At 32.8% G+C, this 25,976-nt stretch carries 41 protein-coding genes and 1 pseudogene; all 42 read right to left on the minus strand.

What is annotated here, in order from left to right; all coding sequences use genetic code 4:
* Positions 1-9 precede the first annotated feature (9 nt).
* Positions 10-696, minus strand: a complete 687-nt coding sequence (locus tag ACWXVN_RS02470; RefSeq protein WP_455979012.1) for a BC85_0335 family putative methyltransferase — start codon at positions 694-696, stop codon at positions 10-12.
* Positions 689-949: a hypothetical protein gene (locus ACWXVN_RS02475; protein WP_438341274.1), complete on the minus strand. Its 261-nt coding sequence runs from the start codon at positions 947-949 to the stop codon at positions 689-691. The genes ACWXVN_RS02470 and ACWXVN_RS02475 overlap by 8 nt, the downstream gene beginning before the upstream one ends.
* Position 950: 1 nt before the next feature.
* The gene (gene ruvX / locus ACWXVN_RS02480; RefSeq protein ID WP_455967826.1) at positions 951-1,379 is read right to left on the minus strand and encodes a Holliday junction resolvase RuvX; all 429 of its coding nucleotides are present in this window, start codon (positions 1,377-1,379) and stop codon (positions 951-953) included.
* Positions 1,372-4,044, minus strand: a complete 2,673-nt coding sequence (gene alaS, locus ACWXVN_RS02485) for an alanine--tRNA ligase (protein WP_455979013.1) — start codon at positions 4,042-4,044, stop codon at positions 1,372-1,374. Before alaS ends, ruvX begins: the two co-directional genes overlap by 8 nt.
* A 2-nt stretch (positions 4,045-4,046) precedes the next feature.
* Entirely contained in the window at positions 4,047-5,165 is a 1,119-nt protein-coding gene (mnmA, locus tag ACWXVN_RS02490) for a tRNA 2-thiouridine(34) synthase MnmA (RefSeq protein ID WP_455979014.1), read from the minus strand.
* A gap of 29 nt (positions 5,166-5,194) precedes the next feature.
* Complete coding sequence (locus tag ACWXVN_RS02495; RefSeq protein ID WP_455979015.1) at positions 5,195-5,899, minus strand: hypothetical protein; 705 nt, start codon at positions 5,897-5,899, stop codon at positions 5,195-5,197.
* Positions 5,900-6,029: 130 nt separating this feature from the next.
* Positions 6,030-7,178, minus strand: a complete 1,149-nt coding sequence (ftsZ, locus tag ACWXVN_RS02500) for a cell division protein FtsZ (RefSeq protein ID WP_438341279.1) — start codon at positions 7,176-7,178, stop codon at positions 6,030-6,032.
* Positions 7,179-7,195: 17 nt separating this feature from the next.
* The gene (locus ACWXVN_RS02505) at positions 7,196-8,368 is read right to left on the minus strand and encodes a hypothetical protein (protein WP_455979016.1); all 1,173 of its coding nucleotides are present in this window, start codon (positions 8,366-8,368) and stop codon (positions 7,196-7,198) included.
* Between the two features lie 3 nt (positions 8,369-8,371).
* The gene (gene rsmH / locus ACWXVN_RS02510) at positions 8,372-9,253 is read right to left on the minus strand and encodes a 16S rRNA (cytosine(1402)-N(4))-methyltransferase RsmH (RefSeq protein ID WP_438341281.1); all 882 of its coding nucleotides are present in this window, start codon (positions 9,251-9,253) and stop codon (positions 8,372-8,374) included.
* Positions 9,254-9,264: 11 nt separating this feature from the next.
* Positions 9,265-9,705: a division/cell wall cluster transcriptional repressor MraZ gene (locus ACWXVN_RS02515; RefSeq protein WP_438341282.1), complete on the minus strand. Its 441-nt coding sequence runs from the start codon at positions 9,703-9,705 to the stop codon at positions 9,265-9,267.
* 128 nt (positions 9,706-9,833) lie between these two features.
* Positions 9,834-10,451 carry a hypothetical protein gene (locus tag ACWXVN_RS02520; protein ID WP_455979017.1) on the minus strand — a complete coding sequence of 206 codons (618 nt, stop codon included), beginning with the start codon at positions 10,449-10,451 and terminating at the stop codon, positions 9,834-9,836.
* Positions 10,452-10,524: 73 nt separating this feature from the next.
* Positions 10,525-10,719, minus strand: a complete 195-nt coding sequence (gene rpmF, locus ACWXVN_RS02525) for a 50S ribosomal protein L32 (RefSeq protein ID WP_438341284.1) — start codon at positions 10,717-10,719, stop codon at positions 10,525-10,527.
* Positions 10,720-10,761: 42 nt separating this feature from the next.
* On the minus strand, positions 10,762-11,124 hold the full coding sequence (gene rplQ / locus ACWXVN_RS02530) for a 50S ribosomal protein L17 (RefSeq protein WP_438341285.1): 363 nt from the start codon (positions 11,122-11,124) through the stop codon (positions 10,762-10,764).
* Positions 11,124-12,122: a DNA-directed RNA polymerase subunit alpha gene (locus ACWXVN_RS02535; RefSeq protein WP_438341286.1), complete on the minus strand. Its 999-nt coding sequence runs from the start codon at positions 12,120-12,122 to the stop codon at positions 11,124-11,126. The genes rplQ and ACWXVN_RS02535 overlap by 1 nt, the downstream gene beginning before the upstream one ends.
* A gap of 13 nt (positions 12,123-12,135) precedes the next feature.
* The gene (gene rpsK / locus ACWXVN_RS02540; RefSeq protein WP_438341287.1) at positions 12,136-12,510 is read right to left on the minus strand and encodes a 30S ribosomal protein S11; all 375 of its coding nucleotides are present in this window, start codon (positions 12,508-12,510) and stop codon (positions 12,136-12,138) included.
* Positions 12,511-12,512: 2 nt separating this feature from the next.
* Complete coding sequence (rpsM, locus tag ACWXVN_RS02545; RefSeq protein WP_438341288.1) at positions 12,513-12,881, minus strand: 30S ribosomal protein S13; 369 nt, start codon at positions 12,879-12,881, stop codon at positions 12,513-12,515.
* Positions 12,882-12,887: 6 nt separating this feature from the next.
* Positions 12,888-13,001 (minus strand): 50S ribosomal protein L36, encoded by a 114-nt coding sequence (gene rpmJ / locus ACWXVN_RS02550; protein WP_438341289.1) that lies wholly within the window; start codon positions 12,999-13,001, stop codon positions 12,888-12,890.
* Positions 13,002-13,015: 14 nt separating this feature from the next.
* Positions 13,016-13,231, minus strand: coding sequence for a translation initiation factor IF-1 (infA, locus tag ACWXVN_RS02555; RefSeq protein WP_438341290.1), 216 nt, complete (start codon positions 13,229-13,231; stop codon positions 13,016-13,018).
* On the minus strand, positions 13,232-13,990 hold the full coding sequence (gene map / locus ACWXVN_RS02560; protein ID WP_455979018.1) for a type I methionyl aminopeptidase: 759 nt from the start codon (positions 13,988-13,990) through the stop codon (positions 13,232-13,234).
* Positions 13,980-14,657 (minus strand): adenylate kinase family protein, encoded by a 678-nt coding sequence (locus ACWXVN_RS02565; protein ID WP_455979019.1) that lies wholly within the window; start codon positions 14,655-14,657, stop codon positions 13,980-13,982. The genes map and ACWXVN_RS02565 overlap by 11 nt, the downstream gene beginning before the upstream one ends.
* Positions 14,651-16,087, minus strand: coding sequence for a preprotein translocase subunit SecY (secY, locus tag ACWXVN_RS02570; protein WP_455979020.1), 1,437 nt, complete (start codon positions 16,085-16,087; stop codon positions 14,651-14,653). The genes ACWXVN_RS02565 and secY overlap by 7 nt, the downstream gene beginning before the upstream one ends.
* Positions 16,087-16,533 carry a 50S ribosomal protein L15 gene (gene rplO / locus ACWXVN_RS02575; RefSeq protein WP_438341294.1) on the minus strand — a complete coding sequence of 149 codons (447 nt, stop codon included), beginning with the start codon at positions 16,531-16,533 and terminating at the stop codon, positions 16,087-16,089. Before rplO ends, secY begins: the two co-directional genes overlap by 1 nt.
* Before the next feature lie 13 nt (positions 16,534-16,546).
* Positions 16,547-17,212: a 30S ribosomal protein S5 gene (gene rpsE, locus ACWXVN_RS02580; RefSeq protein WP_455967815.1), complete on the minus strand. Its 666-nt coding sequence runs from the start codon at positions 17,210-17,212 to the stop codon at positions 16,547-16,549.
* Entirely contained in the window at positions 17,212-17,559 is a 348-nt protein-coding gene (gene rplR, locus ACWXVN_RS02585; RefSeq protein ID WP_438341296.1) for a 50S ribosomal protein L18, read from the minus strand. The genes rpsE and rplR overlap by 1 nt, the downstream gene beginning before the upstream one ends.
* 25 nt (positions 17,560-17,584) lie before the next feature.
* The gene (rplF, locus tag ACWXVN_RS02590) at positions 17,585-18,124 is read right to left on the minus strand and encodes a 50S ribosomal protein L6 (RefSeq protein ID WP_455979021.1); all 540 of its coding nucleotides are present in this window, start codon (positions 18,122-18,124) and stop codon (positions 17,585-17,587) included.
* A 9-nt stretch (positions 18,125-18,133) separates the two neighbouring features.
* A complete protein-coding gene (gene rpsH / locus ACWXVN_RS02595; RefSeq protein ID WP_438341800.1) occupies positions 18,134-18,535 on the minus strand; it encodes a 30S ribosomal protein S8 in 402 nt (133 codons plus the stop codon).
* 9 nt (positions 18,536-18,544) lie between these two features.
* Positions 18,545-18,730, minus strand: a complete 186-nt coding sequence (locus ACWXVN_RS02600; RefSeq protein ID WP_438341298.1) for a type Z 30S ribosomal protein S14 — start codon at positions 18,728-18,730, stop codon at positions 18,545-18,547.
* 10 nt (positions 18,731-18,740) lie between these two features.
* Complete coding sequence (rplE, locus tag ACWXVN_RS02605) at positions 18,741-19,289, minus strand: 50S ribosomal protein L5 (protein WP_438341801.1); 549 nt, start codon at positions 19,287-19,289, stop codon at positions 18,741-18,743.
* A gap of 10 nt (positions 19,290-19,299) precedes the next feature.
* On the minus strand, positions 19,300-19,632 hold the full coding sequence (gene rplX / locus ACWXVN_RS02610) for a 50S ribosomal protein L24 (RefSeq protein WP_438341299.1): 333 nt from the start codon (positions 19,630-19,632) through the stop codon (positions 19,300-19,302).
* Positions 19,632-20,000, minus strand: a complete 369-nt coding sequence (rplN, locus tag ACWXVN_RS02615) for a 50S ribosomal protein L14 (protein ID WP_455979022.1) — start codon at positions 19,998-20,000, stop codon at positions 19,632-19,634. The genes rplX and rplN overlap by 1 nt, the downstream gene beginning before the upstream one ends.
* The gene (gene rpsQ, locus ACWXVN_RS02620; RefSeq protein WP_438341301.1) at positions 20,000-20,269 is read right to left on the minus strand and encodes a 30S ribosomal protein S17; all 270 of its coding nucleotides are present in this window, start codon (positions 20,267-20,269) and stop codon (positions 20,000-20,002) included. The genes rplN and rpsQ overlap by 1 nt, the downstream gene beginning before the upstream one ends.
* The gene (rpmC, locus tag ACWXVN_RS02625) at positions 20,269-20,469 is read right to left on the minus strand and encodes a 50S ribosomal protein L29 (protein WP_438341302.1); all 201 of its coding nucleotides are present in this window, start codon (positions 20,467-20,469) and stop codon (positions 20,269-20,271) included. The genes rpsQ and rpmC overlap by 1 nt, the downstream gene beginning before the upstream one ends.
* Positions 20,469-20,897: a 50S ribosomal protein L16 gene (rplP, locus tag ACWXVN_RS02630; protein ID WP_438341303.1), complete on the minus strand. Its 429-nt coding sequence runs from the start codon at positions 20,895-20,897 to the stop codon at positions 20,469-20,471. The genes rpmC and rplP overlap by 1 nt, the downstream gene beginning before the upstream one ends.
* Complete coding sequence (gene rpsC / locus ACWXVN_RS02635; RefSeq protein WP_438341304.1) at positions 20,875-21,549, minus strand: 30S ribosomal protein S3; 675 nt, start codon at positions 21,547-21,549, stop codon at positions 20,875-20,877. The genes rplP and rpsC overlap by 23 nt, the downstream gene beginning before the upstream one ends.
* 16 nt (positions 21,550-21,565) lie before the next feature.
* Positions 21,566-21,901: a 50S ribosomal protein L22 gene (gene rplV, locus ACWXVN_RS02640; protein ID WP_438341305.1), complete on the minus strand. Its 336-nt coding sequence runs from the start codon at positions 21,899-21,901 to the stop codon at positions 21,566-21,568.
* The gene (gene rpsS, locus ACWXVN_RS02645; RefSeq protein ID WP_455967809.1) at positions 21,901-22,179 is read right to left on the minus strand and encodes a 30S ribosomal protein S19; all 279 of its coding nucleotides are present in this window, start codon (positions 22,177-22,179) and stop codon (positions 21,901-21,903) included. The genes rplV and rpsS overlap by 1 nt, the downstream gene beginning before the upstream one ends.
* Positions 22,179-23,024 (minus strand): 50S ribosomal protein L2, encoded by an 846-nt coding sequence (gene rplB / locus ACWXVN_RS02650; RefSeq protein ID WP_438341307.1) that lies wholly within the window; start codon positions 23,022-23,024, stop codon positions 22,179-22,181. Before rplB ends, rpsS begins: the two co-directional genes overlap by 1 nt.
* Positions 23,025-23,121: 97 nt before the next feature.
* On the minus strand, positions 23,122-23,523 hold the full coding sequence (gene rplW / locus ACWXVN_RS02655) for a 50S ribosomal protein L23 (protein ID WP_455979023.1): 402 nt from the start codon (positions 23,521-23,523) through the stop codon (positions 23,122-23,124).
* The gene (gene rplD / locus ACWXVN_RS02660) at positions 23,523-24,194 is read right to left on the minus strand and encodes a 50S ribosomal protein L4 (RefSeq protein ID WP_455979024.1); all 672 of its coding nucleotides are present in this window, start codon (positions 24,192-24,194) and stop codon (positions 23,523-23,525) included. The genes rplW and rplD overlap by 1 nt, the downstream gene beginning before the upstream one ends.
* 143 nt (positions 24,195-24,337) lie before the next feature.
* Positions 24,338-25,012, minus strand: a pseudogene (rplC, locus tag ACWXVN_RS02665) (50S ribosomal protein L3); the annotation flags it as partial.
* An 81-nt stretch (positions 25,013-25,093) separates the two neighbouring features.
* Positions 25,094-25,399 carry a 30S ribosomal protein S10 gene (gene rpsJ / locus ACWXVN_RS02670; protein ID WP_455979025.1) on the minus strand — a complete coding sequence of 102 codons (306 nt, stop codon included), beginning with the start codon at positions 25,397-25,399 and terminating at the stop codon, positions 25,094-25,096.
* Between the two features lie 163 nt (positions 25,400-25,562).
* A complete protein-coding gene (locus ACWXVN_RS02675; protein ID WP_455979026.1) occupies positions 25,563-25,889 on the minus strand; it encodes a hypothetical protein in 327 nt (108 codons plus the stop codon).
* Positions 25,890-25,976 lie beyond the last annotated feature (87 nt).

Genomic DNA, 25,976 nt, shown 5'->3' on the forward strand with positions numbered 1-25,976 from the left:
TTATCCTCTTTATTTTTTTAAAGTAGTTTTGCTTTTGTCATCTTTTACTATCAACAATAGTGAAACAGAACGATAACCAACTTTTTCAAAGCGGTAGTGGCGTTGTTCTAAAAGTTCACAAAGATGCTTAACTTGTCTCTTGGTATAAGAATTATAAATTAAAACTGTCATACCACTTTGTTTTGCATAATTTAATTTTAGCAATTGTTTTTCATAATCATCATCAAGACTACTCAACAAGAGTAATAAATCATAGTCTTTTTGCAATGAGCCCACTTTGTTTACTGTATTTTGTGAGTCAATATCAACAAAACCTTCAGATTTTGGTTTAAGCATATCGACATTCAAGCCAGGATTGTTACGTAACAATATTTGTGCTACAAAATCATCCACATTATCTTCAAGATAAACGTCTTTAAATTGATTAATAAAGGTTGTGTTAACTAAGAACGCACTCAATAGATCATTAGCTTTTCAATTTTCAGTTTTTTGTTGTAAAGCAATCAAATGTTTTTCGAAATCTGGACTGAAGGTAGCAGCTTCAGCAAATGCTTCCTCACGCATTTTGGTTTCGTATTTTTTTCTAAGTTTTATTACTGAACGATGCAAAATGAAGTAAGCAACAGCGGCAATTACAATAACAACAAAAACACTAATTAAAAGTGGAGTTTTTCAAGAAGCTCATTCTTTATTCATAAATTTCGTTTTCTTCTAAAAATTGGTTTAAAACTTCTTCCATGATGGCAAATTCATCATCTGGTAAGGCTACCAATTTTCCTTCTGAACGTTTAAACACTATTGCTTCGTTTTTTTCATCATCAGTAACAACAAATAGATATTCGTCTCCATTTTCGCTATATTCGAATAAAACTATAGCATCCTGACTTTGATTATCATCACTCATGATAGTAATTTTTCTTTCTGGGTCACTTAAATAAATTTTGGCCATATTACTTTTTAAAATAGTAGGTCAGATAATCTTCTAAAATTAACTGAGCTGCTAATTTATCTTTAACTCCTTTGCGTTTTTTTCTTGAATAACCGGCATTGATTAAGATTGATTCAGCTCCGATTGTTGATGAGTGCTCGTTTACTAAAATAACTTTTTGACTGAAATTTTGTTCTAGTAATGTTTTAAATTCTTCAACCATAATACTTCGTTCTGATTTAGAATTGTCTTTTCTTAATGGATAACCCAATACAAAAACATCAATATCGTTTTTATATTGCTCTAAATACAATTGCACGCGTTTTATAACTGCTTGAAAATTATTTTCTTCAAAGCGAAAATTTTCCAAACCACTAGCAATGATGCAATCCGAATCAGTGATTGCAAAACCACAAGTTTTTGTTCCTAAATCGAAAGCTAATTTACGCATTGTTAATAATCGATAAAAACATTTCTTCTAGTTGTGAGCTATCTTTTTCGGTTTCAAAACTTCCTTGTGCTGCTATTGCATTTCCACCACCTTTACCATTATTTTTGTCAAGAATGGTTTTAAGGATTAAATTTGAAGGTTTTTGTTTAGCTGCAACAGTTACAAATACTTTACCTTCATTTAGACTGTAGGCAATAGTTAGTGCTTCTTGATATTTTTCTCTTAATTCAATAGCTGTCTTTTTAACTAGGCTTGCTTCATCTGCTTGCAAGATTAGATATTGAGTTCCATTTGAAGAAACTTTAAGTTCAACACCACTCAAGTCAAGACTCGCATTTTGCTTTTGTTTGTGTAGTTCTTTGAAGTCATTTCTTAGTTTATCTTCTTCGTTTTCCAATTGTTCTAAGTAAGCATGTAATTGATCGTTTGTGTAACTAGTTGTATCAAAAAGACTCAACTCATATTGATAATTTGCATCAAGTTCAATGTTTTTTGCTTTTAATGCATTTAGTAATTCAATTTGTTCTTGAATTTTTTGTTCATAGTATTCTTTAACTAATTTAGTTGATGTTATAACTCTTAAACGATAAATTCCAGTTCCTTTTGAGTCAACAGAAATGATTTTAAAATCTTCTAAAAATTCAGTGCTTGGAGCATGTGTTCCACCACATAAATCTTTAGTAATTCCATCAAAAACAACTACACGAACATGGCTTTGGTCATGATAATCACTTTCTTCAATAGTCATGTATGCACCGAATGCTTCTGCTTCTTTGACTGACATGATCTTATATTCACGTTTAACATCACGAGCAATGTATGCTTTCATTTTAGCTTCAATACTTTGAATTTGCTCTTTAGTTGGTTTTTTATCAGCAGGGAAATCGAATGTGAAGTATTCAGGCATAATGCTTGAACCTAGCTGTTCGATCTTTTCATCATTAAATGTTTCTCTTAAAGCATGGAACATAATGTGCGTTGCTGAGTGTCCACGCATGTATCCTTGTCTTTTTTCTACATCGACAAAACAGTCGACGGGCAAGTCTTTTTGAATTTTTCCTTTAACTTTGTGAACATGGTTTCAGTGTTTATCTTTGAAAACGTCCAAAATTTCAATTTCTTCACCATCTTGAACCATTTTTCCTCAGTCATGGAATTGTCCTCCACTGGTTGCGTAGAATGGAGTTTTATCTAAAATTACATAACTTACATCTTCACTGTTATTGGTTTGCTCGATTTCTTCAAATTCATTTAGTAAGTAAAGAATTTTAGCTTTGTTATGTTGAGTTTCGCTATATCCTGTGAATTCAGATTCTAATTTTGTTATTAAATCTAATGAAGCAATAACTTTTTGCATCCCGCTTGCTACTTGTGAACGAGATTTTTCCCGGTGCATTTCCAGGTATTTATTGAATTCTCTAATATCAATTTTTAAACCTTTTTCAGCCAAAATTTCGCTAGTTAATTCAATTGGGAATCCATAAGTATCAAACATTTTGAAAGCAATTTCGGTTGAAATATTTCCTTCTTTTTCTATTTCTTTTTCAAGTAATTTTTCACCTTGATTAATAGTTTTTGAAAATAACATTTCTTCGTCGTAAATTACTTTCGAAACCGTTTCAACATCAATGTCGTAAATTAATGAATCTTTAACAGCTTGGACTAATTTGTATAAAAAGGCGCTGCCTTCAATTTTTAGCTTCAATCCTGAACGATATGAGCGACGAATTAGACGACGAATAATGTAACCTCTTCCAACATTCGAAGGTTTTACTCCGTCGTTAATAGCATTAACACTTGCCCGCATATGATCTGCAATAATCTTAAATTGACTGTTAATGATTGCTTGTTGTTTTTCTTTTGTGAAGTAATTATTTATATCGTAACGGTAAGGTGTGTATTTTTCAATTTCATGAATAATTGTTTGGAATAAATCAGTATCAAAATTAGTTGGCACATCTTGAATAATGGCACATAAACGTTCGAATCCTGCTCCAGTATCAATGTTTTTATGTTTTAATTCGGTGTAATTATTTTCTCCATCATTATTAAATTGACTGAAAACGACGTTTCAAATTTCAATAAATCTATCATTTTCAATGTCATCTTTAATTAATTCCACACCACGACTGTCGTATTTAGGACCTCTATCATAATAAATCTCAGTACAAGGACCGCAAGGACCTTGACCGATATCTCAAAAGTTAGTTTCTTTTGTCCCTTTTATCATGTGGTTTGGATCCACACCCAGTTCCACCCAACGACGGTAAGTATCCATATCTTCTTCGTAAAAAGTAATGTAAATGCGTTCTTTTTCAAATTTCAGAACATCAAATACAAATTCATATGCAAAAGCTATCGCTTCATTTTTAAAATAATCACCGATACTAAAATTACCTAACATTTCAAAAAATGTGTGGTGACGAGTTGTGATTCCCACGTTTTCAATATCATTAGTACGAATAGATTTTTGCGCATTAGTTAGTCTTGGGAATGGGGGAATTTTTTTACCGCTAAAATAATCTTTTAAAGTTGCTACTCCACTATTAATTCATAAAAGTGAAGGATCATCAACTGGAATAAGGCTTTTTGATTCAACTACCATGTGGTTTTTCGAAGCGAAAAAGTCTAATCACATTTGTCTTATTTGTTTGCTTGTTAACATAATTAGTCCTCATATAAAAATGTTTTTAATTTGTCTTGATAATAAATCTTATCAATTATTGCACCACCAACAACTTTTTGACCGTCGTAAATAACAACTTGCTGTCCTGGTGTTACTGCTTCAGTAGCATCGTAAATTACTTCAATTTGATTGTTTGCTAAAACTTTAATTCGACATTTAATGTCTTCTTGACGATACCTAAATTTAGCTGTTAAATTATCACTATTTCACTCGTGAGCAATTTGATTAAAATCATTTGCAATCATTTTGTCGCTTAGTAAGTATTCTTTATTATCTTCATTGGCAACATAAATTTCTTTTTTAGCAATATTGTGTCCTACTACAAAGTAAGGCTTTTCAAAACCACCAAGGTTCAGTCCTTTTCTTTGTCCGATTGTGTAGTACATTGCCCCTTTGTGTTTACCGACAATTTTCTTTGTTTCGATATCAATAATATTTCCAGGTTGGGCAGGAATATAATTTTCTAAAAAGTCACTGAATCTTCTTTCACCAATAAAACAAATTCCGGTTGAATCTTTTTTATCAGCAGTGATTAAATCTAGATCGTGAGCAATTTGGCGAATTTCACTTTTTAGATAATCTGCCAGCGGGAATAATGATTTAGCAATTTGTGAATTAGAAAGTTGGGCTAAAAAGTAAGTTTGATCTTTGGAATTATCCTTGGCTCTAAACAATTGATCACCTACACTTTTGGCATAATGACCCATTGCAATATAGTCAGCTTTTAGTGTCTGGAAAGCATATTCAGCAAAAGCATTGAATTTAATGTATTTGTTACAGAAAATGTCTGGATTAGGTGTTCTTCCTGCTTCATATTCACGAATTAAGTAAGAAAAAACATTGTCTCAATACTCTTTAACAAAATCTACTCTATGTAGTGGAATATCAAGTTTTTTAGCCACAGCAAGAGCATCCTGATAATCTTGCTCTTGGGGACAAATATCTTGTGAAATATCATCATTTCCTAAAAAATCATTGTTCAACATACTGTCCCAATTACGCATAAAAAGACCAACAACTTCGTGGCCTTGTTTTTTTAATAAATATGCTGCAACACTAGAATCTACTCCACCACTCATTCCTACTACAATTTTTGCCATCTAATTCCTTTCTAAATAAAATATTTATTTTATTTTTTCAAAGTTAATGCTAATATTATACAACACACGACTGCCACTACTAGCACTATTAATAAAATGAATCAAAATGCTTTGTGACCTTCAATCTCGCCAATAACTCTTTCAGCAGAGCACTCATTAGTTCTGAGTAAAAGTTTTAGTAGTTTCTTGTCTTTTTGTTCCAATTCTTGCACCACCTCTCTTTGTCAGGCACGAAATTCTTGTTTATCTTTTTCTCAATATTTTTGTGCTTTCTCATCTCAATTGGTTGCTTTTCTTCTTAGATGATGTTTCTCATGTGCAACAATTGAGAGTTGATTCAATCCATATATCTGGGTTTTCAGTAATTTTATGTAGTGGTGTTCGCTTCGATTTAATTGTTCAAAAATTGCAACACCGTGAGACTCAAGAATGAAATACTTAGTTCTTTTAATCAATCAGTCAGGATCTTTGTGTGATCTACTGTAGTATTCAAAACACTTGGTATACATGTTAGTTTTTCCTGATTCTTTCATGCTTTTTCAATTCTTTGAGGCTTTTAAAAATTCTCTTCTATGAGAAGCAAAACGTGATTTAAAATTTTCACCAGTTTGACCAACATAAAGTAAGTTTTGAATTCTTATTAAATAAATTCCTTTTAGCGAACCATGTTGATATTCATCATAGGGTTCTAGAGCAACTTGTTTTAGTCATTCATCAATAAATTTCTTTGTCATCACTTAAATTATACTTAATTGCTAGTAAGACTGAAAAAGTACTCAAAATAAGATATAAATTGAAAAACAAGAACCTTGTTAGGTTCTTGTTAAAATGATTATCTTTTGCATTTGTAGCTTCGAAACATCACTATTCACCAAAGACATCTGATAGCTCATTTTCAAAACTGTGTTCATCTTCGATTTTGTTAAATTCATTTAGCATTGAATGTGAGTCTTTACTTAAAATAATTTCTCTTGTTTTATCTGATTCGAACTGAATATTTGAACTCTTAATTCTTTCATTAATTTCTTCTGAAATTTCATGACTTGATTGTTTTTTATTTTCGACACCGGCAGCAATAATTGTAACAATAATTGAATCATCAGTTTCTTTATCACTTTGCGATTGTGAATTGTAACCGAAAATCATATTAACATCACTTCCAATGATTTCTTTCATTGTTTCGTTTACGTTGTTAACGTCGTTTAAAGTACCTTTTTTACCGATTGAAATTTGAACTATACATTCTGTTGCACCTAGTATACTTGATTCTAAAATTGGACTTTTTAAAGCAGCTGCAACAGCTTTTTGCGCTTTATCTGTTCCAGTTGCTTGTCCGATTCCAACCACAAATTCTCCTGGGTTAGAACGAATTAGGGTGTTTAAATCTTCAAAGTCTAGGTTGATGTATGAAGGTAAAACTGTAATATCAATAATTGAGCGAATTAATTGTTTTAAAACTCTGTTTGAATATTTTCAAGATTCATCAATAGGAATATTTCCATATTCTTCTAACAATTTTTCGTTCGAAACAACAACATAACCATCAACATTTTTTCTCAGTTCTTCTAAACCTTTGTCAGCTGTTTGTCTTCTTTTGGTTCCTTCAAAACCGAAAGGAGTTGTAACAACTGCTAAAGTTAGAGCTCCTGATTCTTTAGCTAATTTTGCTATTTCAGGTGAAGCACCAGTTCCGGTTCCTCCACCCATTCCTGCAGCAATAATTACTAATTCAGCATTTTTAATTCTTTCACGAATTTCTTCTTTACTATCAATAGCTGCTTGGCGACCGACTTCGGGATTGGCACCAGCGCCTCTACCACTTGCGTGCCCGATTTGCAAGCAGATAGATTGATCGGCAATATCTTTTAAAGCTTGTTTATCAGTGTTAACAGCAATATATTCAACCCCTTCAATTTTAACCACATCGATTAAACTTTTAATTGAATTATTACCTGCTCCACCAACTCCAATAACTTTAATTTTGGCAATTGCTGAAAGTTCTTTTTGATCCATAATGCTCCTTATATTTATTAATTAAATAACATGCGAATACGATTGAAAATACTAGTTTTAATTTTAACATCTCTAATAACGTTTGTATCAATAATAAAGGTGTTAGTAATATCTTGTTCGTAATCGTTAAAGCATAAGTAATTGATTATTGCTGAATTGTTTAGTTTTAGATTTTTGTCTACAAAGCTTTGTTTGTTTAAAGAAAATGTAAAGTCTTCGGAAATTGTTTTAAAAAACTGCATCATGTTTTCTAAATTGATTAAATTGGATTTGTTAATAACCACATTAACACCAATTAAGTCATTTTCTTGACTAAAAGCTTTGATTTCTTGATAAATTGTTTCTCAAAAATTATTAATTAATGAATATAGTTGATATGTTTTTAAATTATTTCTATAAGTTAAACTTTGGTATGCATCTTTTACCATTTTTGGATAACTTACTAAAATATTTTGTGCTTCTTGAAAACTTAAGTTGTGTTTTTTAGCAATTTGTTTTACTAAATTTGCTAAACCAAAATTAATTGCTTTGTAATTGATTAAATTATCTTTTTGAATAAGGCTTAATTCTAAATGTTCTTTTCCTAGAGTAACGCTAATTTGTTTTTGAGAACTATAAACGTTGCTTGCTAAATAGATGGCATTAACTTCGTTTTGCGACAAGAATTTTTCGACTTTTAAATTCAACTTTTTAACTAAAGCTTGCATCATTTCAAAAGCCTCGCTATCAATAAAACTTAAACGAGATTCTAGCATTAATTGGTTTACATTTTTATTGATTAACTGTTTTAAATTTTTATATTCTTGGAAGTTGTTGTCAACATTAGCAGCTACTTTTAAGTCTCTTTTTGAAATTAGATAATCATTTCCTAAATTGTTAGCAAAATGATTTTCGATTTCTTTTAGACAAAGAGCATCAAATTTTTGGCCGTGATAATTTGCTTGGTAATTTATAACTTGAGTTTTTAGACTTTCTGGCTTATCAAAAACACAAATAACATTGTTAATTGTTTTTTTAACATTAACAATTCTTTGAATTTCTTCAAATGCATTTTTAACTTGCGCTAAAGCCTGTTTGAATTCAATATCTTTTTGGAAAAGTGTATAAAAGTTATTGTTAATGCACTCTAAGGCACTAACTTCAAAGTTTTTGCTTTTCAGTTTTAAAAAAACCAAAACTTTTCTTTCCATAACTTAAATTAATTTCTCCAATACTCGTAGTGTTGCTGAACGTGAGCGATAATTTTCAGTCGCTTCTTGTTCGGTGACAGTAATTTTTTTAAATTTATAACCTTCGGTAATTTGTACCGGAAGTTTGTAAGTATCGCTATTTATTTTTAACGATTTAAAGTAGTTCTTAACTATTCTGTCTTCTAAAGAGTGAAAACTGATAACTGCCAATTTACCATTTTTAGTTAGTAATTCAACAGCTTGTGGCAACATTTTTTCAATTGCTTCAAATTCCTGATTAACTTCAATTCTTATTGCTTGAAAAATGGCGCGATAAGGATTTTTTTGACGCAATATTGCAGCAGGATAAGCATTTTTAATAACCTCACACAATTGCAAAGTACTATCGATTGGACGAGATTTGCAAATGGCCTTCGCAACTTTTGAAAAAAGCTTAACATCAGCGTTTTTTTGCAAAATCTTTGCCAATTGTTCTTCACTAGTTTGGTTAACAATATCTCAAGCACTTATTTCTTGCTCTTGATTCATTCGCATATCCAATTTAGCATCTTTTGAATAGCTAAAGCCGCGACTAGCATCATCAATTTGCGGACTTGAAATTCCTAAGTCTGCAATCAATCCATCTATTTTTGTAACGCCATAAGTTCGCAATTGTTCTTTTAAAGAAGCAAAATCACTATGTATCAAGGTGAATTTATTTGATACTTTTTTCAAGCGCTCATTTGCTTCTAAAATTGCTTGTTTATCTTTATCGAAACAATATAAATGGCCAGTTGTTAATTTTTTTAAGATTTCTTCACTATGACCACCTCTTCCCAAAGTAACATCAACATAAATTCCATTTGGTTTTATGTCAAGTGCTTCAATACTTTCATAAAGAAGCACAGGAATGTGGGTTATAAGCTAACTCCACTTTCAAATAATGTTTGGGCTAGTTTGTCAAAGTTCTCATCATCATCCATTGAACCTTCGGTCGCTTCATAAACTTCCTTAGCGAAAATTTCTGAATATTGACCCATACCAATGAACACAACATCTTTTTTGATAGCGGCACGAGTAATGAAACGTAGGGGTAGACTTAAACGACCTGACTTGTCTAATGTTACTTCTTCGGTATTAGCGAATATGTAACGAGCAAAATTACGGGCATTTTTATCTAGCATATTGGTTTGATTCAATTTTTGTTGTAATAACTCAAATTGTTCTTGACTACGAACAGTGATTGAACTATCTAGTCCGTAAGTTATGAAAAAAGTGTTTCCTAACTCATTACGAAACTTAGAAGGTACAACTAAACGGTTTTTTTCGTCTAATGTTCGGTCATATTTACCATACATTCCCATTTCCTCCCACTATCACCCATATTATAATACATTTGTTTCCACCTATATCAAAAATATTTTGATTTTGGTTAAGAAAAGTAATAAAAAAAATACCTTAATAATAGGTATTTATGTAAAAATGGTTATTTTTGCTTCTTGGTAACATCTTCAAGCGTATAAGTGTGAAGATTATGCATTTCGTAATAGTGGTTTAAAAGTCCTGCTTTTTTGAATTCAAATTTTGTAATTTTACCACTATTGTTGTCTAAATCTAGACTTAGATATGTTTCGGCGCTACCAAAAAGTGGGTCAATAAATGCTCCAGGGCAGATTGTGGTAAATTTTTCATTTTGTACTAATAACGGGTATCTTCCAAAACCGTGAATAAAAATGTTGTTGTCAATTTCAAGATTTTTGCTGGCTAAATACTCTTCTACCTTAGTTGCAACTGAGAGCTCTGAGTTGTAATCAACTTCTTTTGCTCCTGATGGTTGGTAGGTTAGGTATACTCTTTTCTGAATATTGTTGGCAAAATTTAAAATAACAGTTAAAAAGTTATCCAACTTGCTATTAATATCTTTTGGACCACGTACTGCTCAGTCAAAATGATTTTTAATTCAACTATCGGGCATTTCGCTATTTCCACAACTGATAAATTTAACTACTTGATTATCTTTTTTGGCGAATGATTTTTCGAAATGAATAAAATCTTCAATACTGATGTTGTCCTGGTTGATATTGGCAAAAATTATTAAACGCATAATAAATCCTTTACTTTAATTGTAACCAAAAATAAAAAAACCTCTGCCGAAGCAAAGGTTTTAATTAAATTAATTATTTGTCAGCTTTAGCTTTGAAGTTTGCTACTTTAGCACCTTTGTAGAAACCACATTCATTACAGATTGTATGTGATAAAACTGGTGCTAAACAGTTTGAACAGCTTGATTGTGCTTTAACATCTAAAGCGTGGTGTGCACGACGTAGGTGTTTTCTTTGTTTTGAAGTTTTACGTTTTGGAACTATAGCCATATTCTAATCTCCTTTATTGCTTCTAATTTAATTTGCTAGTAATTAAACTAAAGAAATCATTGCCATTGGAGCACCGTCTCCACGACGAGGTCCAGTTTTGATAATACGAGTATATCCACCATTACGTTCTGCGTAACGAGGTCCTAAAACTTCAAATAAGTATTGCACAGCATCACGTCCATCTTTCATTTGAACATCTCTTAAGTAAGCTGCTGCTTGACGACGACTTGCTAAAGTATTTTTCTTAGCCAAGGTAATAACTTTTTCCACCTTACGACGTAATTGTTTTGCACGTGGTAAAGTTGTTTCAACTTTTCCGTTTACTAAAACATCTGTTACTAGTGAACGTTGTCAGTGACGTGTTCATTTTGAATTACGTCTAAAAACTTGAACAGGATTTGCCATTATTCATCTCCTTTATTGGTTGATTCTTTTCACATTTGAATTTTCTTAATAATATCGTCGACTGATTTTTTACCTAGATTTTTAATGTTACCTAATTCATCTTCACTTAATTTAACTAAATCATCGATGGTGTTGTATCCAGCACGGTGTAAAGCATTAACTGAACGAATAGTTAAGTCTAATTTTTCAATTGGAAGAATTAATTTATCGTCCACTGGTTTTTCGATTTTTTCATCTTCAAAAAGATCAATTTGTTCAATGTTTTGGACATTTCCAATTACTTGCAAGTGAGCAATTAAGATTTTAGATGCTTGACTTAATGCTTCACGAGCTTCAACTGTTCCGTCAGTTTCTACTCTCATTAGTAATTCTTCTTCCACTAAAGCACTTGAAGAGTTAAGTTCAATAGTTTGGAAGCTAATTTTTTTAACAGGACTGAAATCACTGTCAACTGCTAAATATTGTCCTGATTTGATTTTTGAATCTAGACGTTGTTCTAATGTTTGGATGTAAGCTTTGTTGTCTTCGAAATCAACAAATCCTCTTCCAGCACGTAAGAACATATCAAATTCTAGATCTCCATCTTTTTGGATGTCAGCAATGTAGCAATCTTTGTTAACGATTTCTAGACCGCTTGGAAACTCGATATCACGAGCATAAACTTCACCAATTTTGTTTGAACGGAAGCTTACTTTAACAATTTGATTTTTGTTAAATAGTTCTTCATTGTATGTGAAACGAATTTTAGTTAAATTTTGTAATAGTGTAACAACATCTTCTCTGATACCGTCGATTGTAGAAAATTCATGTTCGACTTTATTGATTTTGATTGCGAATGGAGCGCAAGAAGTAATTGATGATAGCAATGTGCGACGAAGCGCTGTACCCAGTGTATTAGCGAAACCTCTTGAAAGTGGTTTTAAGCTAAATGTTGAACTAAATTCATCAACTCTTTCACTGTTTAATTCTGAATAATTCATTTTTGCCATTTTTTCCATAATTACTTAAGCTCTACTTTCTTTTTAAAATTTTCTTAGGTGGACGGGTTCCGTTGTGTGGAACTGGTGTTACATCTTTAACTTCTTTAATGATTAAACCAGAAGTTTCGATTTGTTTACGAGCTGTTGATTTTCCAGCTCCTACCCCTTTAACTAAGATTTTTACTTCTTTAAGTCCAAATTCTTTAGCTTTTTCTAGGGCTGCAGCAGCTGCTAAACCAGCTGCATAAGGGGTTTTTTTCTTGGTTCCTTTGTAACCAATTGCTCCTGATGAAGATCACGCGAAAACATTACCTTTGTCATCACTAAATGAAACAATAGTGTTTTGGTAAGTTGAGTGAATGTGGGCAATACCGCTAGTAATAACTTTTTTTTGTTTTTTAGCCATTATTATTTACCTTTCTTACCTGCAACTGTTTTACGAGGTCCCTTTCTTGTACGAGCATTCTTTTGTGTACATTGTCCACGAACTGGTAATCCTTTACGGTGTCTGATTCCACGGTATGATTTAATTTCCATTAAACGTTTGATGTTTAAAGAAACTTCACGACGTAAATCACCTTCAGTTGTGTATTCTTTAGCAATGTCACGAATTTTTGTAAGTTGGTCTTCAGAAAGATCTTTTACCCGGATATTTTCATCGATATCAGCTTTTTGTAAAATTTCTTGTGCCAAACTTTTTCCTATTCCATAAATGTATGTTAAAGAAATAACTACACGTTTATTGTTAGGAATTTCAACGTTTAAAACTCTAGCCATAATTTACTATCCTTGTCTTTGTTTGTGTTTTGGAATAATACAAATAATACGGTTTGTACCATTTCTTTTAATAACTTTGCAATCTTTGCAAATACGTTTGATTGAAGCACGAACTTTCATCGTTTTTCCTTTCGCTATTTATGACGATAAACGATTCGTCCTTTAGTTAAATCATAAGGACTCATTTCCACGTCAACACCATCTCCTGGAATAATACGAATATTGTATAAAGCCATTTTTCCAGAAATTGTAGCTTGAATTTCTAGACCATTATCAAGCATTACAACATAGGCTTTTGATGAGTGGACTTTGGTTACTTTACCAGTCATTTTAATTGCATCTTTTGCCATTTAAATTTTGTCTCCTGTTAAAATGATTGCCTGATCATTTTCAATAAGAATTGTTTGTTCATAGTGACTTGTCTTTTTATTATTGCGACTCACTATGGTTCAATCATCTTTTAAGGTTTTAACATTTGCTGAACCTTGCAAAATCATGGGTTCAATACAAATTGCCATACCATTGCGAATTAGTGGTCCTGTTCCTTTTAGGCCGATGTTTGGCACAAAGGGATCTTCGTGTAACTCAGTACCTATACCGTGACCGCTAAATTCTTCTGGAGTAAACATTCCATTTGCTTTGATAACTTTATAAATAGCAGCTGAAATGTCTCCAATTCGATTACCGACTTTGACTTCATTAAAACCGGCATAAAAAGCATCTTTGGCGACTTTAATTAGTTTTTTATCTTCTTCACCTGGGTTTGAACCCACATACTTAGTAAAAGCCGAATCACTGTACATGCCATTTCAAATAACACCCATATCAACTTTGACTAAGTCTCCCTCTTGTAAAACTCTGTCGCTTGGAATTCCATGAATTAATTCTTCGTTAACACTTATACAACAAGTATTAGGGAACCCATATTGGCCTAAAAAGGCAGGTTTTGCTTTACGAGCAATGATTTCTTTAAAAGCGATGCTATCAATTTCTTTTAAAGAAACACCTGGTCTTATAAAGTCATAAACTAAGTATTTAACTTCTGCCAGGATAGCACATGATTTTTTTAAATCATCAATTTGTTGCTTATTTTTAATTTTAATATTCATTTGCAGCCTTTTGTTTCAATGCATCAACCACGTCTTGATAAACTTTTTCAATTTCTTGGTCGGCATTGATACTAATTAAAATTCCTTTTGATGCGTAGAAATCAATTAGTGGTTTTGTTTGCTGTTCATAAACATTTAATCTTCTTAAAACAACATCGCTTTGGTCATCTTTTCTTTGAACTAATTTCTCACCATCATCGTCACAGTGAATGTTATCTTTTGAAGGATTGTAAGACAAGTGATAAGTACGCGAGCATTTTTGACATACTCTTCTTTCGCTTAGTCTCTTGATAACACTTTCTGAATCGATTTCTAACAAGATTGCTCAGTCAATTTTAGTAAAGTCTAAATTGTCAAGAAAATTGACCTGATCAACGGTTCGAGGGTAACCGTCTAAAATATAGTGGCGTTTTGCAAGTGTCAATTTTTCCAACTTGTTTTTAACTAATTGATTAGTAATTTCATCACTAACATATAGGCCATTGCTGGTCAATTCAACAACTTGTAAACCTAATGGCGTTTTGGCATTAATTTCTTCACGAAACATTGCACCGGTTGATAGGTGGGCAAAATTATCTTGAAGGGATAATTTTTCCGCAATGGTTCCCTTACCTGCTCCCGGAGCACCTAAGAATATTAGGTTAACATTGTTTCAGTCTTTTATCACAATAAATCACCTTCTTCACCATTTTGTTGTGAATATAATATTTTTTTACGTTTACGAGCAAGTTCTTGAGACTTGTAACGCGCTTGAATTTGTTGGATTGTTTCAATAGTTACTGAAACTAAAATCATTAATCCAGTTCCACCGAACGCTATTGATTGTGGCATTCCTAAAATTTCTTCGATGTAACGCATAGCCCCAATTAAGATTAAATAAATGCTTGAAAAATAACTTAAATTAAGAATTTTGGCAATTAAATAATCTTCGGTTTGTTCCCCTGGTCTAACACCAGGGATGAAGGTTGAATTTTTGGCAAAATCTTCACTAATTTTGTCAATTTTAGATTGTTGTAAACCAAATAGAAGTGTGAAAGCAAAGGTTATTACAACAAATAAGAAGAAACCGATTGGTTGGGTTAGTTGTAAATTAGTATAAACTCAGTGATAAAAAGCACTTGTTGCGGGATTGAATAATCCAGCAATCATAGTTGGTAAACTTAGAAACATTAAAGCAAAAATTACTGACATAATTCCAGCTGGATTGGCTTTTAAAGGTAAATATGAAAGTTCTTTTTCATTTCTTGAAAGCCCTGCTCCAACTTGTTGAATAGGAATGTGTCTTTCTGCTAGATAGAAGATACCGACTATCATTACAACTAATAAATAGCCAAGAACATAAACACCAAAGTTTAGTAATTCTTTTAGTGTAGCACTAGATTGTTTGAATGAAGGAACTAAAAACTCGAAAGCATTTCTGAATGTTGGAATCAAATTCGAAGCGATTCCAGCAAAAATGATTAAACTTGTTCCATTTCCTACACCCTTGTTAGTAATTTCTTCACCTAAAAATAAGGCAAAGAGACTACCAGCAATCAGAATTAAAGGTAGCAAGAAGAATGCATAAGCATTAGTATTCAAACTATCAACAATTCTGATTCCGAACCCACTTGTTGGGTTTTTTAAGGCTCTTGTTAAAACAATAGCCTGAATAATTGCAAAGCCAAGCGTTACAAAACGAGTAATAATATTAATTTTTATTCTCCCTTGTGGTCCTGCTTGACTTAGACGATAGATTGGTGGAAAGAGCTTAGTTTGTAAAATCATCATAATCAAACTAGCAGTAATGAAGGGGCTAATTCCTAAAGCCATAATGCTAAAGTTTCTTAGTCCTCCACCACCAACTAGATTCAAGATTCCTAAAAAGTCTCCACCATTTAATTGATCTCGGTTAACTAAATTAATTCCTGGAACAGTAATAGTTCCCGCTGCAACAAAGATTGTTAAAAGAAAAATAGTATACAAAATCTTTTTTACAAGATCATGGTTTTTTCAAAACTCGGTGTAACTATTTTTAAATTTCACTCACTTCGCATCGAAACGCACTTGGTTTTGTTTGCGATTGTTAGTGCTTGTTTTTTTCTTTGTTAAGGCCATTATTTAACCTCGATTTTTCCTCCAGCTGCAACAATTGCTTCGCTAGCTGATTGACTTAGAGCGTGAACATCTTCAACTACTAAAGCTTTTGATAGTTCTCCTCTTCCAAGAATTTTAACTGGCATATCGTATTTTTTGATTAGACCTTTATTGAATAAAGATTCAAAACTTACAACTTCATTTGCTTGGTAATATTCTTGTAATTGATCTAAGTTAACAACTTGGTATTCCACGTGGTTAACATTTTTGAATCCACGTTTTGGAATTCTTCTGAATAATGGGTTTTGTCCCCCTTCAAATCCTAGTCTTACTGTGTTACGTTTAGTTTGACCACTTTGTCCACGTCCTGCTTGTTTTCCTTTTCCAGCAGCGTGTCCACGTCCTACACGGTGTTTTTCTTTACGAGAACCAGGAGTGTATGATAAATTGCTTAATGTTTGTTTCATAAAATCTCCTTAATTATTGTAAATCTTCTACTTTAATGTCTCTAAGCTCAGCTACTTGTTGAGCGGTTCTTAGTTGTTTTAAAGCTTTAACTACAGCGTGAGCAACGTTTTGTTTGGTTCTTGATCCTAATGATTTTGTTGAAACATCAGTATATCCGGCTAATTCCATAACACTACGAACGGTATTTGAAGCTTTGAATCCTGTTCCTTTTGAGGCAGGACGTAGTTGTACTTTTGAAGCTAAGAATTTAGCTTGAATTTCATGTGGAACTGTTCCGTTTACAACGGGAACTTCAAAGATGTTTTTGTGTGCATCTTTAACAGCTTTTTTAATAGCGTCTTGAACTTCGTTTGCTTTACCGTGTCCAAATCCCACTTTTCCTTTTTTGTTTCCAACTACTACATAGGCTGAGAAGCTAAATCTTCTCCCCCCTTTAACAACGACAGTAACTCTGGCGATGTCAATAACTTTTTCTTCGAATTCTGAATTTAATTCACGATTAGAATTTTGACGATTTGGACGTCTTCTTTCTTCTTGATTATTTTCAGTATTTCTTGGTTTACGAACTGCTTTAGTTTCATCAGCGTTGTTTGGACGTGCTTTTTTAACTACTCTAGTTTTTCTTGCTTCTGCATTTGTTTCGGTGATTTCTTTTACGTTTTTATTTTCGTTTGCCATTAGAATTTAATCCCTTCTTCTCTTAGTGAATCAGCAAAAGCAGCAACTTTTCCGTGGTAGATGTATCCTGAACGGTCGTAAACAACTTGTTCAACTTTTAGTTCGTGTAATTTTTTAGCAAATAATTTTGCTACTTGTTTTACCGCATCAATATTATTAGCATGTTGTGGTAAATCTTTAGTTGAAGCAGCTGCTAGTGTGGTGTGGTTTTCGTCATTAATTAATTGTGCATAGAAATTATGTAAAGATTTGTAAACAGATACACGAGGAACTGAAGCTGTTCCACTTAAGTGTTGACGGATTTTTAAGTGTTTTACTTTACGTCTGTCATTTCTTGATTTTTGCATATTTGTCTAACCTTTCTAGCTTCGATTATTTAGAAGCTTTTTTTCCTTCTTTACGACGAATAACTTCGTCTTTGTACATAATTCCTTTTCCTGAGTAAACGCTTGGACGACGAATGTCACGTAGAACTGCTGCGAATTGACCAACAGCTTGTTTATCAATTCCTTCAATAACAATGTTTGTTGGTTTTGGTAGACTTACTTTTAAGTTAGCAGGAATGTCTACTAAAACTGGGTGTGAGTAACCGGCGATAACTTCAATTTGGTTACCTTTTTGAGTTGCTTTATATCCAACCCCTTTAATTTCGATTTCTTTTTTAAATCCTTCACTAACTCCTTTTAGCATTCCACTAATTAAAGAGTTGGTTGTTCCGTGTAATTGTTTGGTGTTTTTTTCTTCGTTTAGGCGGTGTGTAGTAATTTGGTTGTTTTCGTTTTTAATTTCAATTAAATCTGAGAATTGAAAGCTTAGTGTTCCTTTTGGCCCTTTAACTTCAACGAATGATTTTTCGATTTTAACTTCAACGTTTGCTGGGATATTTAAAACTCTTTTTCCGACACGAGACATTCTTAATTCCTATCAAATGTAGGCGATAACTTCACCACCAACATTTGCCTTTCTTGCTTCTTTATCGGTCATTAGTCCTTGTGATGTTGAAATAATTGCAGTTCCAAATCCTGAAAGAACTTTAGGTAAGTTTTTAGCTGATGCATAAACTTTTAGTCCTGGTTTTGAAACTTTTTTAAGTCCACTAATAACTGGTTGTGAACCGGTGTATCCCTTGTATTTTAGTGAAATTGAAATTGCTTTATGGTTATCTTTTTCAACTTCTTTAAAATCAGCAATGTATCCTTCGTTTTTAAAGATTTCAAGGATTTTTACTTTTTTGTTTGAGTGAGGAACAACTACTTCACGGTGTTTACGAGCATTAGCGTTTTTGATACGAACAAACATGTCCGCAATTGGATCAATAATAATAGCCATATATTATCAACTCGCTTTCTTAATTCCTGGTAATTTACCTTCGTGAGCTAATGTACGGAAGCAAATTCTACAGATTTTGTATTTTCTTAAAACTGCATGTGGACGTCCACATAATTCACAACGTGTATAGAAACGGGTTGAGAATTTTGGAGTCTTTTTAGCTTTAACTTTTAATGATTTTTTTGCCATTAATTACTCCTTATTCAGCCTTCGCAAAAGGCATTCCTAAACTTTTTAGTAAAGCGTAAGCTTCTTTGTCATTTTTAGCACTTGTAACGATTAGAACATCTAGTCCTTTTAGTTTACGGATTTTATCGAAACTAATTTCTGGGAAGATAATTTCTTCTTTAACTCCGATTGCATAGTTTCCATTACCATCGAAGCTTTTTGGATTTGTACCGTGGAAATCACGTACCCGAGGTAGTGCTACTTCAATTAGTTTTGCTAAGAATGATCACATTCTTTCTCTTCTTAAAGTAACTTTTCCTCCCATTGGCATACCAGCACGTAATTTTCAAGAAGCTAGTGATTTTTTAGCTGTGGTTTGGTATGGTTTTTGTCCTGCGATTAAAGCAAGTTCATTCATAACTTCTTCAATTGCTTTTGAGTTTGAAACTTCATTTCCAGCAGTCATGTTTAAAACGATTTTTTCAATACGTGGGATTTGCATATCTGATTTGTAGTTGAATTGTTGTTTAAGTTCAGCTTTGGTTACATCATTATAGTGTTTTTGTAATTTATTCATAATGTCTCCTTAATTAGATAGCTTTTTGAGTTTTCACAACAATTCTTTCTTTTTTACCGTTTTTATCAACTTTAAATCCTACTCTTGAATATGTTGCTGGGGTTGTTGCTGTTCCTTTTTTAACTAGAATAGCAACATTTGAAATGTGGATAGGGAATTCTTTAATTTCAATTCCACCTTCATTTTTTTGTTGGCTTGGTTTGTGGTGTTTAGTTTTCTTGTTAACGTCTTTTAAAGTAACTAATTGTTTAACTGGATCGATTGCTAGAACGGTTGATACTTTACCTTTTTGAGCTCCACTGATAACTACAACTGTGTCATTTTTACGAATTTTTTGACTAGCCATTATAGTACCTCCGGTGCTAATGAAACGATTTTTAAGTATCCTTTATCACGAAGTTCACGCGCTACCGGTCCGAAAACACGAGTTCCACGTGGGTTTTTATCTTCTTTAATGATTACTACAGCATTATCATCAAAACGAATGTTTGAACCGTTTTTACGTTGAATTCCGTATTTAGTTCTTACAACAACAGCTTTAACAATTTGTCCTTCTTTAACTATTCCGTTTGGAAGAGCTTTTTTAACAGAACAGATAACAACATCACCAATGTTTGCAAATTTCTTAACACTTCCTCCTAAGTTACAAATAATTCCGACTTCTTTAGCACCTGAGTTATCAGCTACTACAACTCTTGATAATTCTTGTAACATTAGTTTTCTCCTACTAGAGCTTTTTCTTTAATTGCAACTAGACGGAAATGTTTGGTTTTTGAAAGTGGACGAGTTTCTTGAATTCTAACTACATCATTTAAATTTGCTTGGTTGTTTTCATCATGTACTGCAAAACGTTTTGATTTTTTGAAACGTTTTTGGTAAATTGGGTGTTTTACATATGTTTCTACTAAAACGATAATGGTTTTATCATTTTTGGTTGAAACAACTTTTCCAGTTAAAACTTTACGGTTGTTTGATCTTTCCATTATTTAACTTCCTTTGATTTTTTTTCATTTAATGCTGTTAGTGCTCTTGCGATATCTTTTTTAACTTCTCTGATTTTGTGGTTTTGTTCTAATTGTCCAGTTTTTGATTTGAAACGAAGAGTGAATAAGTTAGCTTTGTAGTCAGCTACTAATTTTTCTAGTTCTTCAACACTTTTAGCTTGAAAATCTTTGAATTCCATTAGTTTTCTCCTTCTGTTTCTTCACGTTTAACAATTTTTACTTTAACTGGTAGTTTGTGTCCACCTAGACGTAGTGCTTCTAGAGCAATTTCTTCTTTAACACCTTTAACTTCAAACATCATTGTGTCTTCTTTAACAACTGCTAGTCATTGATCTGGAGATCCTTTTCCTGATCCCATACGAACTCCAATAGGTTTAGAAGTTTTTGACATATGTGGGAAAATTCTAATTCAAACTTGTCCTTCACGTCCCATTTTACGGGTAATAGCGATACGGGCTGCTTCAATTTGACGAGCTGAAACTCAAGCAGAAGTTTTAGCTTGCAATCCGTATTCTCCAAAACTTACTTTGTTTCCACGAAATGCTTTGGTTTTGTCGTGACGGATACGGAACATTTTACGGTGTTTAGTTCTTTTTGGTTGTAACATCGTTAGCTCCTTTTTCTAATTTTTCTCCCAATGATACTCAAACTTTAATTCCTAGTGCTCCATATGTTGTACGAGCTGTTGCTGTTGCATAGTCAACATCTTGACGAAGGGTGTGAAGTTTCATTTCACCTTCGTTGTATCCCTCTTTACGAGCCATGTCAACTCCATTTAGACGTCCTGAAACTGCAGTTTTAACACCTTTAGCTCCAGCTTTCATAGCAGCCTTGATAGCTTGTTTTTGAGCTAGTCTAAAGCTTCCACGGTTTTCTAATTTAACAGCGATTTGTTCTGCTAGTAATTTAGCATTTAAATCTGGTTTTTTAAGTTCAACAACTTCAATGTTGACATTTAAATTTTTATTTCTTAACGCTTTTTTCAAATCAGCAGTAAGTTGTTTAATGTTGTCTCCGTTTGTCCCTAAAACAACACCTGGTTTTGCTGTGTGCAATAATACTGAAATGTGTTCTTTGTTGTCTCTTTTAATTTGTACATTTCCAATTTGGTAGTTACGAACTAATTTATTGAAGAAACGGTAAATTGCTTGGTCTTGTAATAAGTTAGCAGCATATTGTGCTTTGTCAGCATATCAAGTTGAGTTGTGGTCTTTAGTAATTCCGTATCTAAAACCATTTGGATTAACTTTTTGTCCCATAGTAAACTCTCCTTAATTAATATTCACTTACTTCAATGAAGAAGTGGCTTGTTCTCTTTAAGATTGGATATGCTCTACCTTGTGAGTGAGGTTGGTAACGTTTTAAAGTTGGACCTTCATTTACAAGTAGTTTTGAAATGTATAACTTATCAGCGTTTAGACCGTGGTTGTTGGTTGCATTAGCGATAGCACTTTTTAGAAGTTTTAAAAGAATGTAAGTAGCTTTTTTATTAGTAGTTTTTAGAATAGCGATAGCTTCTTGAGTTGATTTGTTACGAATTAAGTCAGCAACTAGACGGGCTTTACGAGCAGAAATTCTTTGTGTTTTAACACTTGCGTTTGCTGATTTCATTATTTCTTCTTCCCTTTATCTGCACCATGTCCTGTGTATGTACGGGTTGGTGAGAATTCTCCTAATTTATGTCCGACCATGTCAGCTGTTACGAAAACATCGTTGAAAACTTTTCCATTGTGAACTTGGAATGTTAATCCAACAAATTCTGGGAAGATTGTTGAACGACGACTTCAAGTTTTAATTGGACGTTTTGGTGCTTTGTTTTCTAGAATAGCAACAACTTTTTTCATTAAATGGTCATCAACAAATGGACCTTTTTTTAGTGATCTAGCCATTATTTACTTGCCTTTCTTCTTCTTATAATCAACTTGTTTGAAGCTTTCTTAGTTGAACGAGTTTTAACTCCAAGAGCTTTTTTACCTCATGGTGTAAGTGGAGCTTTACGTCCGATTGGTTGACGCCCTTCTCCCCCTCCATGTGGGTGATCGTTAGGGTTCATTGCTGACCCACGTACTGTTGGACGAATTCCAAGGTGACGGTTACGTCCTGCTTTTCCGATATTTACTAATAAGTGTTCTTCATTTCCAACAACTCCAATAGTTGCACGACATTCTCCAAGGACTTTACGTACTTCACCACTTTTTAGTCTTAGAATAATATATTTACCTTCTTCATCTTTACCTAAAATTTGGGCGCTTGTTCCAGCACTACGGGCAATAATTCCCCCTTGTTTAGGCTGTAATTCGATGTTGTGAACGAATGTACCTTCAGGAATGTTTTTTAGTGCCAAGCTGTTTCCAACTTTAATGTCAGCACTGTCTCCTGAAACAACAACACTTCCAACACTTAGTCCTTTAGGGTGAAGGATGTAACGTTTTTCTCCATCACGATAAACAACTAATGAAATGTTTGCACTACGGTTTGGATCGTATTCGATTGTTTTAACAATTCCTTCGATTCCATCTTTGTTACGTTTGAAATCGATAATACGATATTTACGTTTAGTTCCACCTCCGTGGTGACGAGTTGTTATAACTCCCCGATTATTTCTACCAGCGTGTTTTTTTAAAGTAACTAGTAGAGATTTTTCAGGAGCATGACCAGTTAGATTTTTCTTGTAATCTAACGATGTCATGTGTCTACGACCATTAGAGGTTGGCTTGTAATGTTTAATAGCCATCGTATTCTCCTTTAATGATTGACCTAAAAATAATGAGATTTTGTCTTTTAGGTGATTAATTCTGTTTCAAAACTTATCTTATGGTTAGCAAGATAAATTATTTAGCAGCTTTTTTAGCTAATTTTTCAGCAACTTTTGCTTCTACTGCTTTAGCGTCTTTTTTGTTTTCTGCAACTTCTGTTTGTACTGCAGTTTCTTCTTTTTCTTCAGCTTTAGATTCTTCTGGGAAGAAATTGATGCTGTATCCATCTTGTAGATATACTAAAGCTTTTTTGTATTTGTTTGTGTATCCTGCAAAACGTCCTAGTCTTTTTGGTTTGGCAGCAACTGTTAGAATGTTAACACTCGCTACTTTAACGTCAAAAATGAATTCAACAGCTTTTCTTACTTCAACTTTGTTTGTACGACGATCTACTGCAAATGTGTAAATATTGTCTGACATTTGGTTGTAGCTTTTTTCAGTTAAAATTGGATATTTAATTACATCATTAACGTTCATTATTTAACCAACCCTTCTAATACTTTTACATCGTTTTCACTAATTACCATCACATCAGCTGCTAATAGTCTTTCAACGCTTAGTGAGCTTACTTTAACAGTAACTACGTTTTGTAAGTTTCTTGCTGATAGGAAAACATTTTCATCATTAGTCACTAATAAAACGTTTTTAACATCAGCTAGACCTGTTGCCTTTAATTGACTAACTAGTTCTTTAGTTGAAGGTTTTGCAAGTTTGTATTCGTGAACAAAAACTTGTTGTGCTTGAGCTAATTGGCTTAAAGCACTTTTAACTGCTAGAGCACGAACTTTTTTGTTTACTTTTAATGAGTAGTTTTTAGCTGTGGTAGGTCCAAATGCTCTTCCCCCACCTACTCAAATTGGTGAACGCATTGATCCTGCACGTGCACGACCAGTTCCTTTTTGTCTTCAAGGTTTTTTACCTGTCCCTGAAACTTCTCCACGATTTTTAACTTTGTGAGTTGAAAATCTTCTTGAAGCACGATCACTTAAAATAGTGTCGAAAATTGCTTGTGCGTGAACTTCTTCTAATCCGAATAATCTTTGTGGTAATTTATCTGAAGCAAATTTTAGACTTTGAGATTGTGTTTTAACAACATCAACAGCTGGTTTAGCTTCTTTTTTAGTTGTAGCTTTTTTGTTTTCTGCCATTATTAAACCTCTTGTTCTTGTTCTTTAGCTTCTTCAGCTTTTTGTTTTGCTTCTTCTAATAGTTGTTTCATTTCATCTAGTGACATTGATGATTCTAATACCACACCATATTTTTTAGCTTCTTCGAATAGTTCATTTTTAGCAATTGCAACTTTTAGATCAACTAATTCAATAGCTGGTCTTTTAGCAATATGTTTTGCATTTTGTTTAACTGTTACAAATCCTTTGTTTGGTCCTGGTACTGAACCTTTAATAATGATTAAGTTGTTTTCTTTATCAGTAGCAACAACTTCTAAGTTTTGTACAGTAGTTTTAACGTTTCCTAAGTGACCTGGCATGGTCATTCCTTTAACAACACGGTTTCCAGAAATGTCCCCGATTGATCCAGTTTGACGGATAGGTTTGCTTCCTCCCCCTCCCCCGTGAGACTTAGGTCCGATTTTTTGATTGTGACGTTTAATGGTTCCTGCAAACCCTTTTCCTTTAGAAGTTGCTTGTACGTCAACGACTTCTCCTGCTTCGAAAATAATTACATCAACCATTTGCCCTAATTCGTAACCTGACATGTTACGAATTTCTTTTACGAAGCGCTTAGGTGTTGTGTTGGCTGCAGCGAATCTATTAACTTCAGGTTTTTTGATTCTTGATTGTTTTTTGTCTTCAACAGCTAATTGCACAGCAACATAACCGTCTTTATCAGCTGTTAGAACTTTAGTAACAACATTTGGTTTAACTTCAATCACAGTAACAGGAATTGCATTACCTTCAGCTGTGAATAATTGAGTCATCCCAACTTTTCTTCCTAAGATTCCTTTCATCTTGATCCTTTCATTTTGTTATTGAAATTGATATTTATATGTACGCACGGGCGCATATATAAAATAAAAACAAACTGTTAATTACTTAACAGATTTGATACTTAATTCAACTCCAGCTGGTAATTCTAAAGATTTGAATCTATCAGCTAGTTTTTCACTTACGTTATCAATAATGATTAAACGTTTGTCAGTTCTTGATTCGAACTGTTCACGTGATTTTTTGTTAACGTGAACTGAACGTAAGATAGTGATGATTTCTTTTCTTGTTGGCAATGGAATTGGTCCACTTACATTAGCTTTCTCGCTTTTAGCTAATTCAACAATTTTCACACTAGCTTGGTCAACTAAAGCATGTTCGAATGATTTAACTTTGATTTGTAATTTCATTTGTTCTCCTTGTTCATTAATTTTGAACTGACTCCACATAAAAACTAATCTCCGAGAAGAACAACTAAGCTCGGAGTATTACAACCTTATGTATCACAGTCGTAGTTGCTTATTAATTATAACAAAAAACGATTTTTTTACAAAACGATTTTTTAGCCTTTTCTTAAACAATAATGACAAATATTACCGAGGCTAAAATATACAAAACAAGACTAAACCAAGCAAATATTTTAATTGCTACTCAACCTTTTTTATAATTTATAAAATCATAAGTTGCACAACAAAGACTAACTAATATTACAGCAATTAATCAATACGAAACAACTAACTTATTCTTGAAGTATTGATCGTTGTTTATATATTTTCCCATCATCATAAATAAAGCAAAGATAGCTACAATCAAAAAATAAAAAAGTAGCAATTGCAAAGCCTTAGTGATGTCTTTAATATGATAGTTTTTGCTTTGTTTAGTGATTTGTTTCATATTCATATATTGTACTAAAAAGATAAATAAAAAAGCCCAAAAAGGGCTTTCCTAGATCTCTGAAAACTGAATAGAAAGACTAATCAACATATA

The sequence above is a fragment of the Mycoplasma sp. 4044 genome (genome assembly GCF_053851695.1).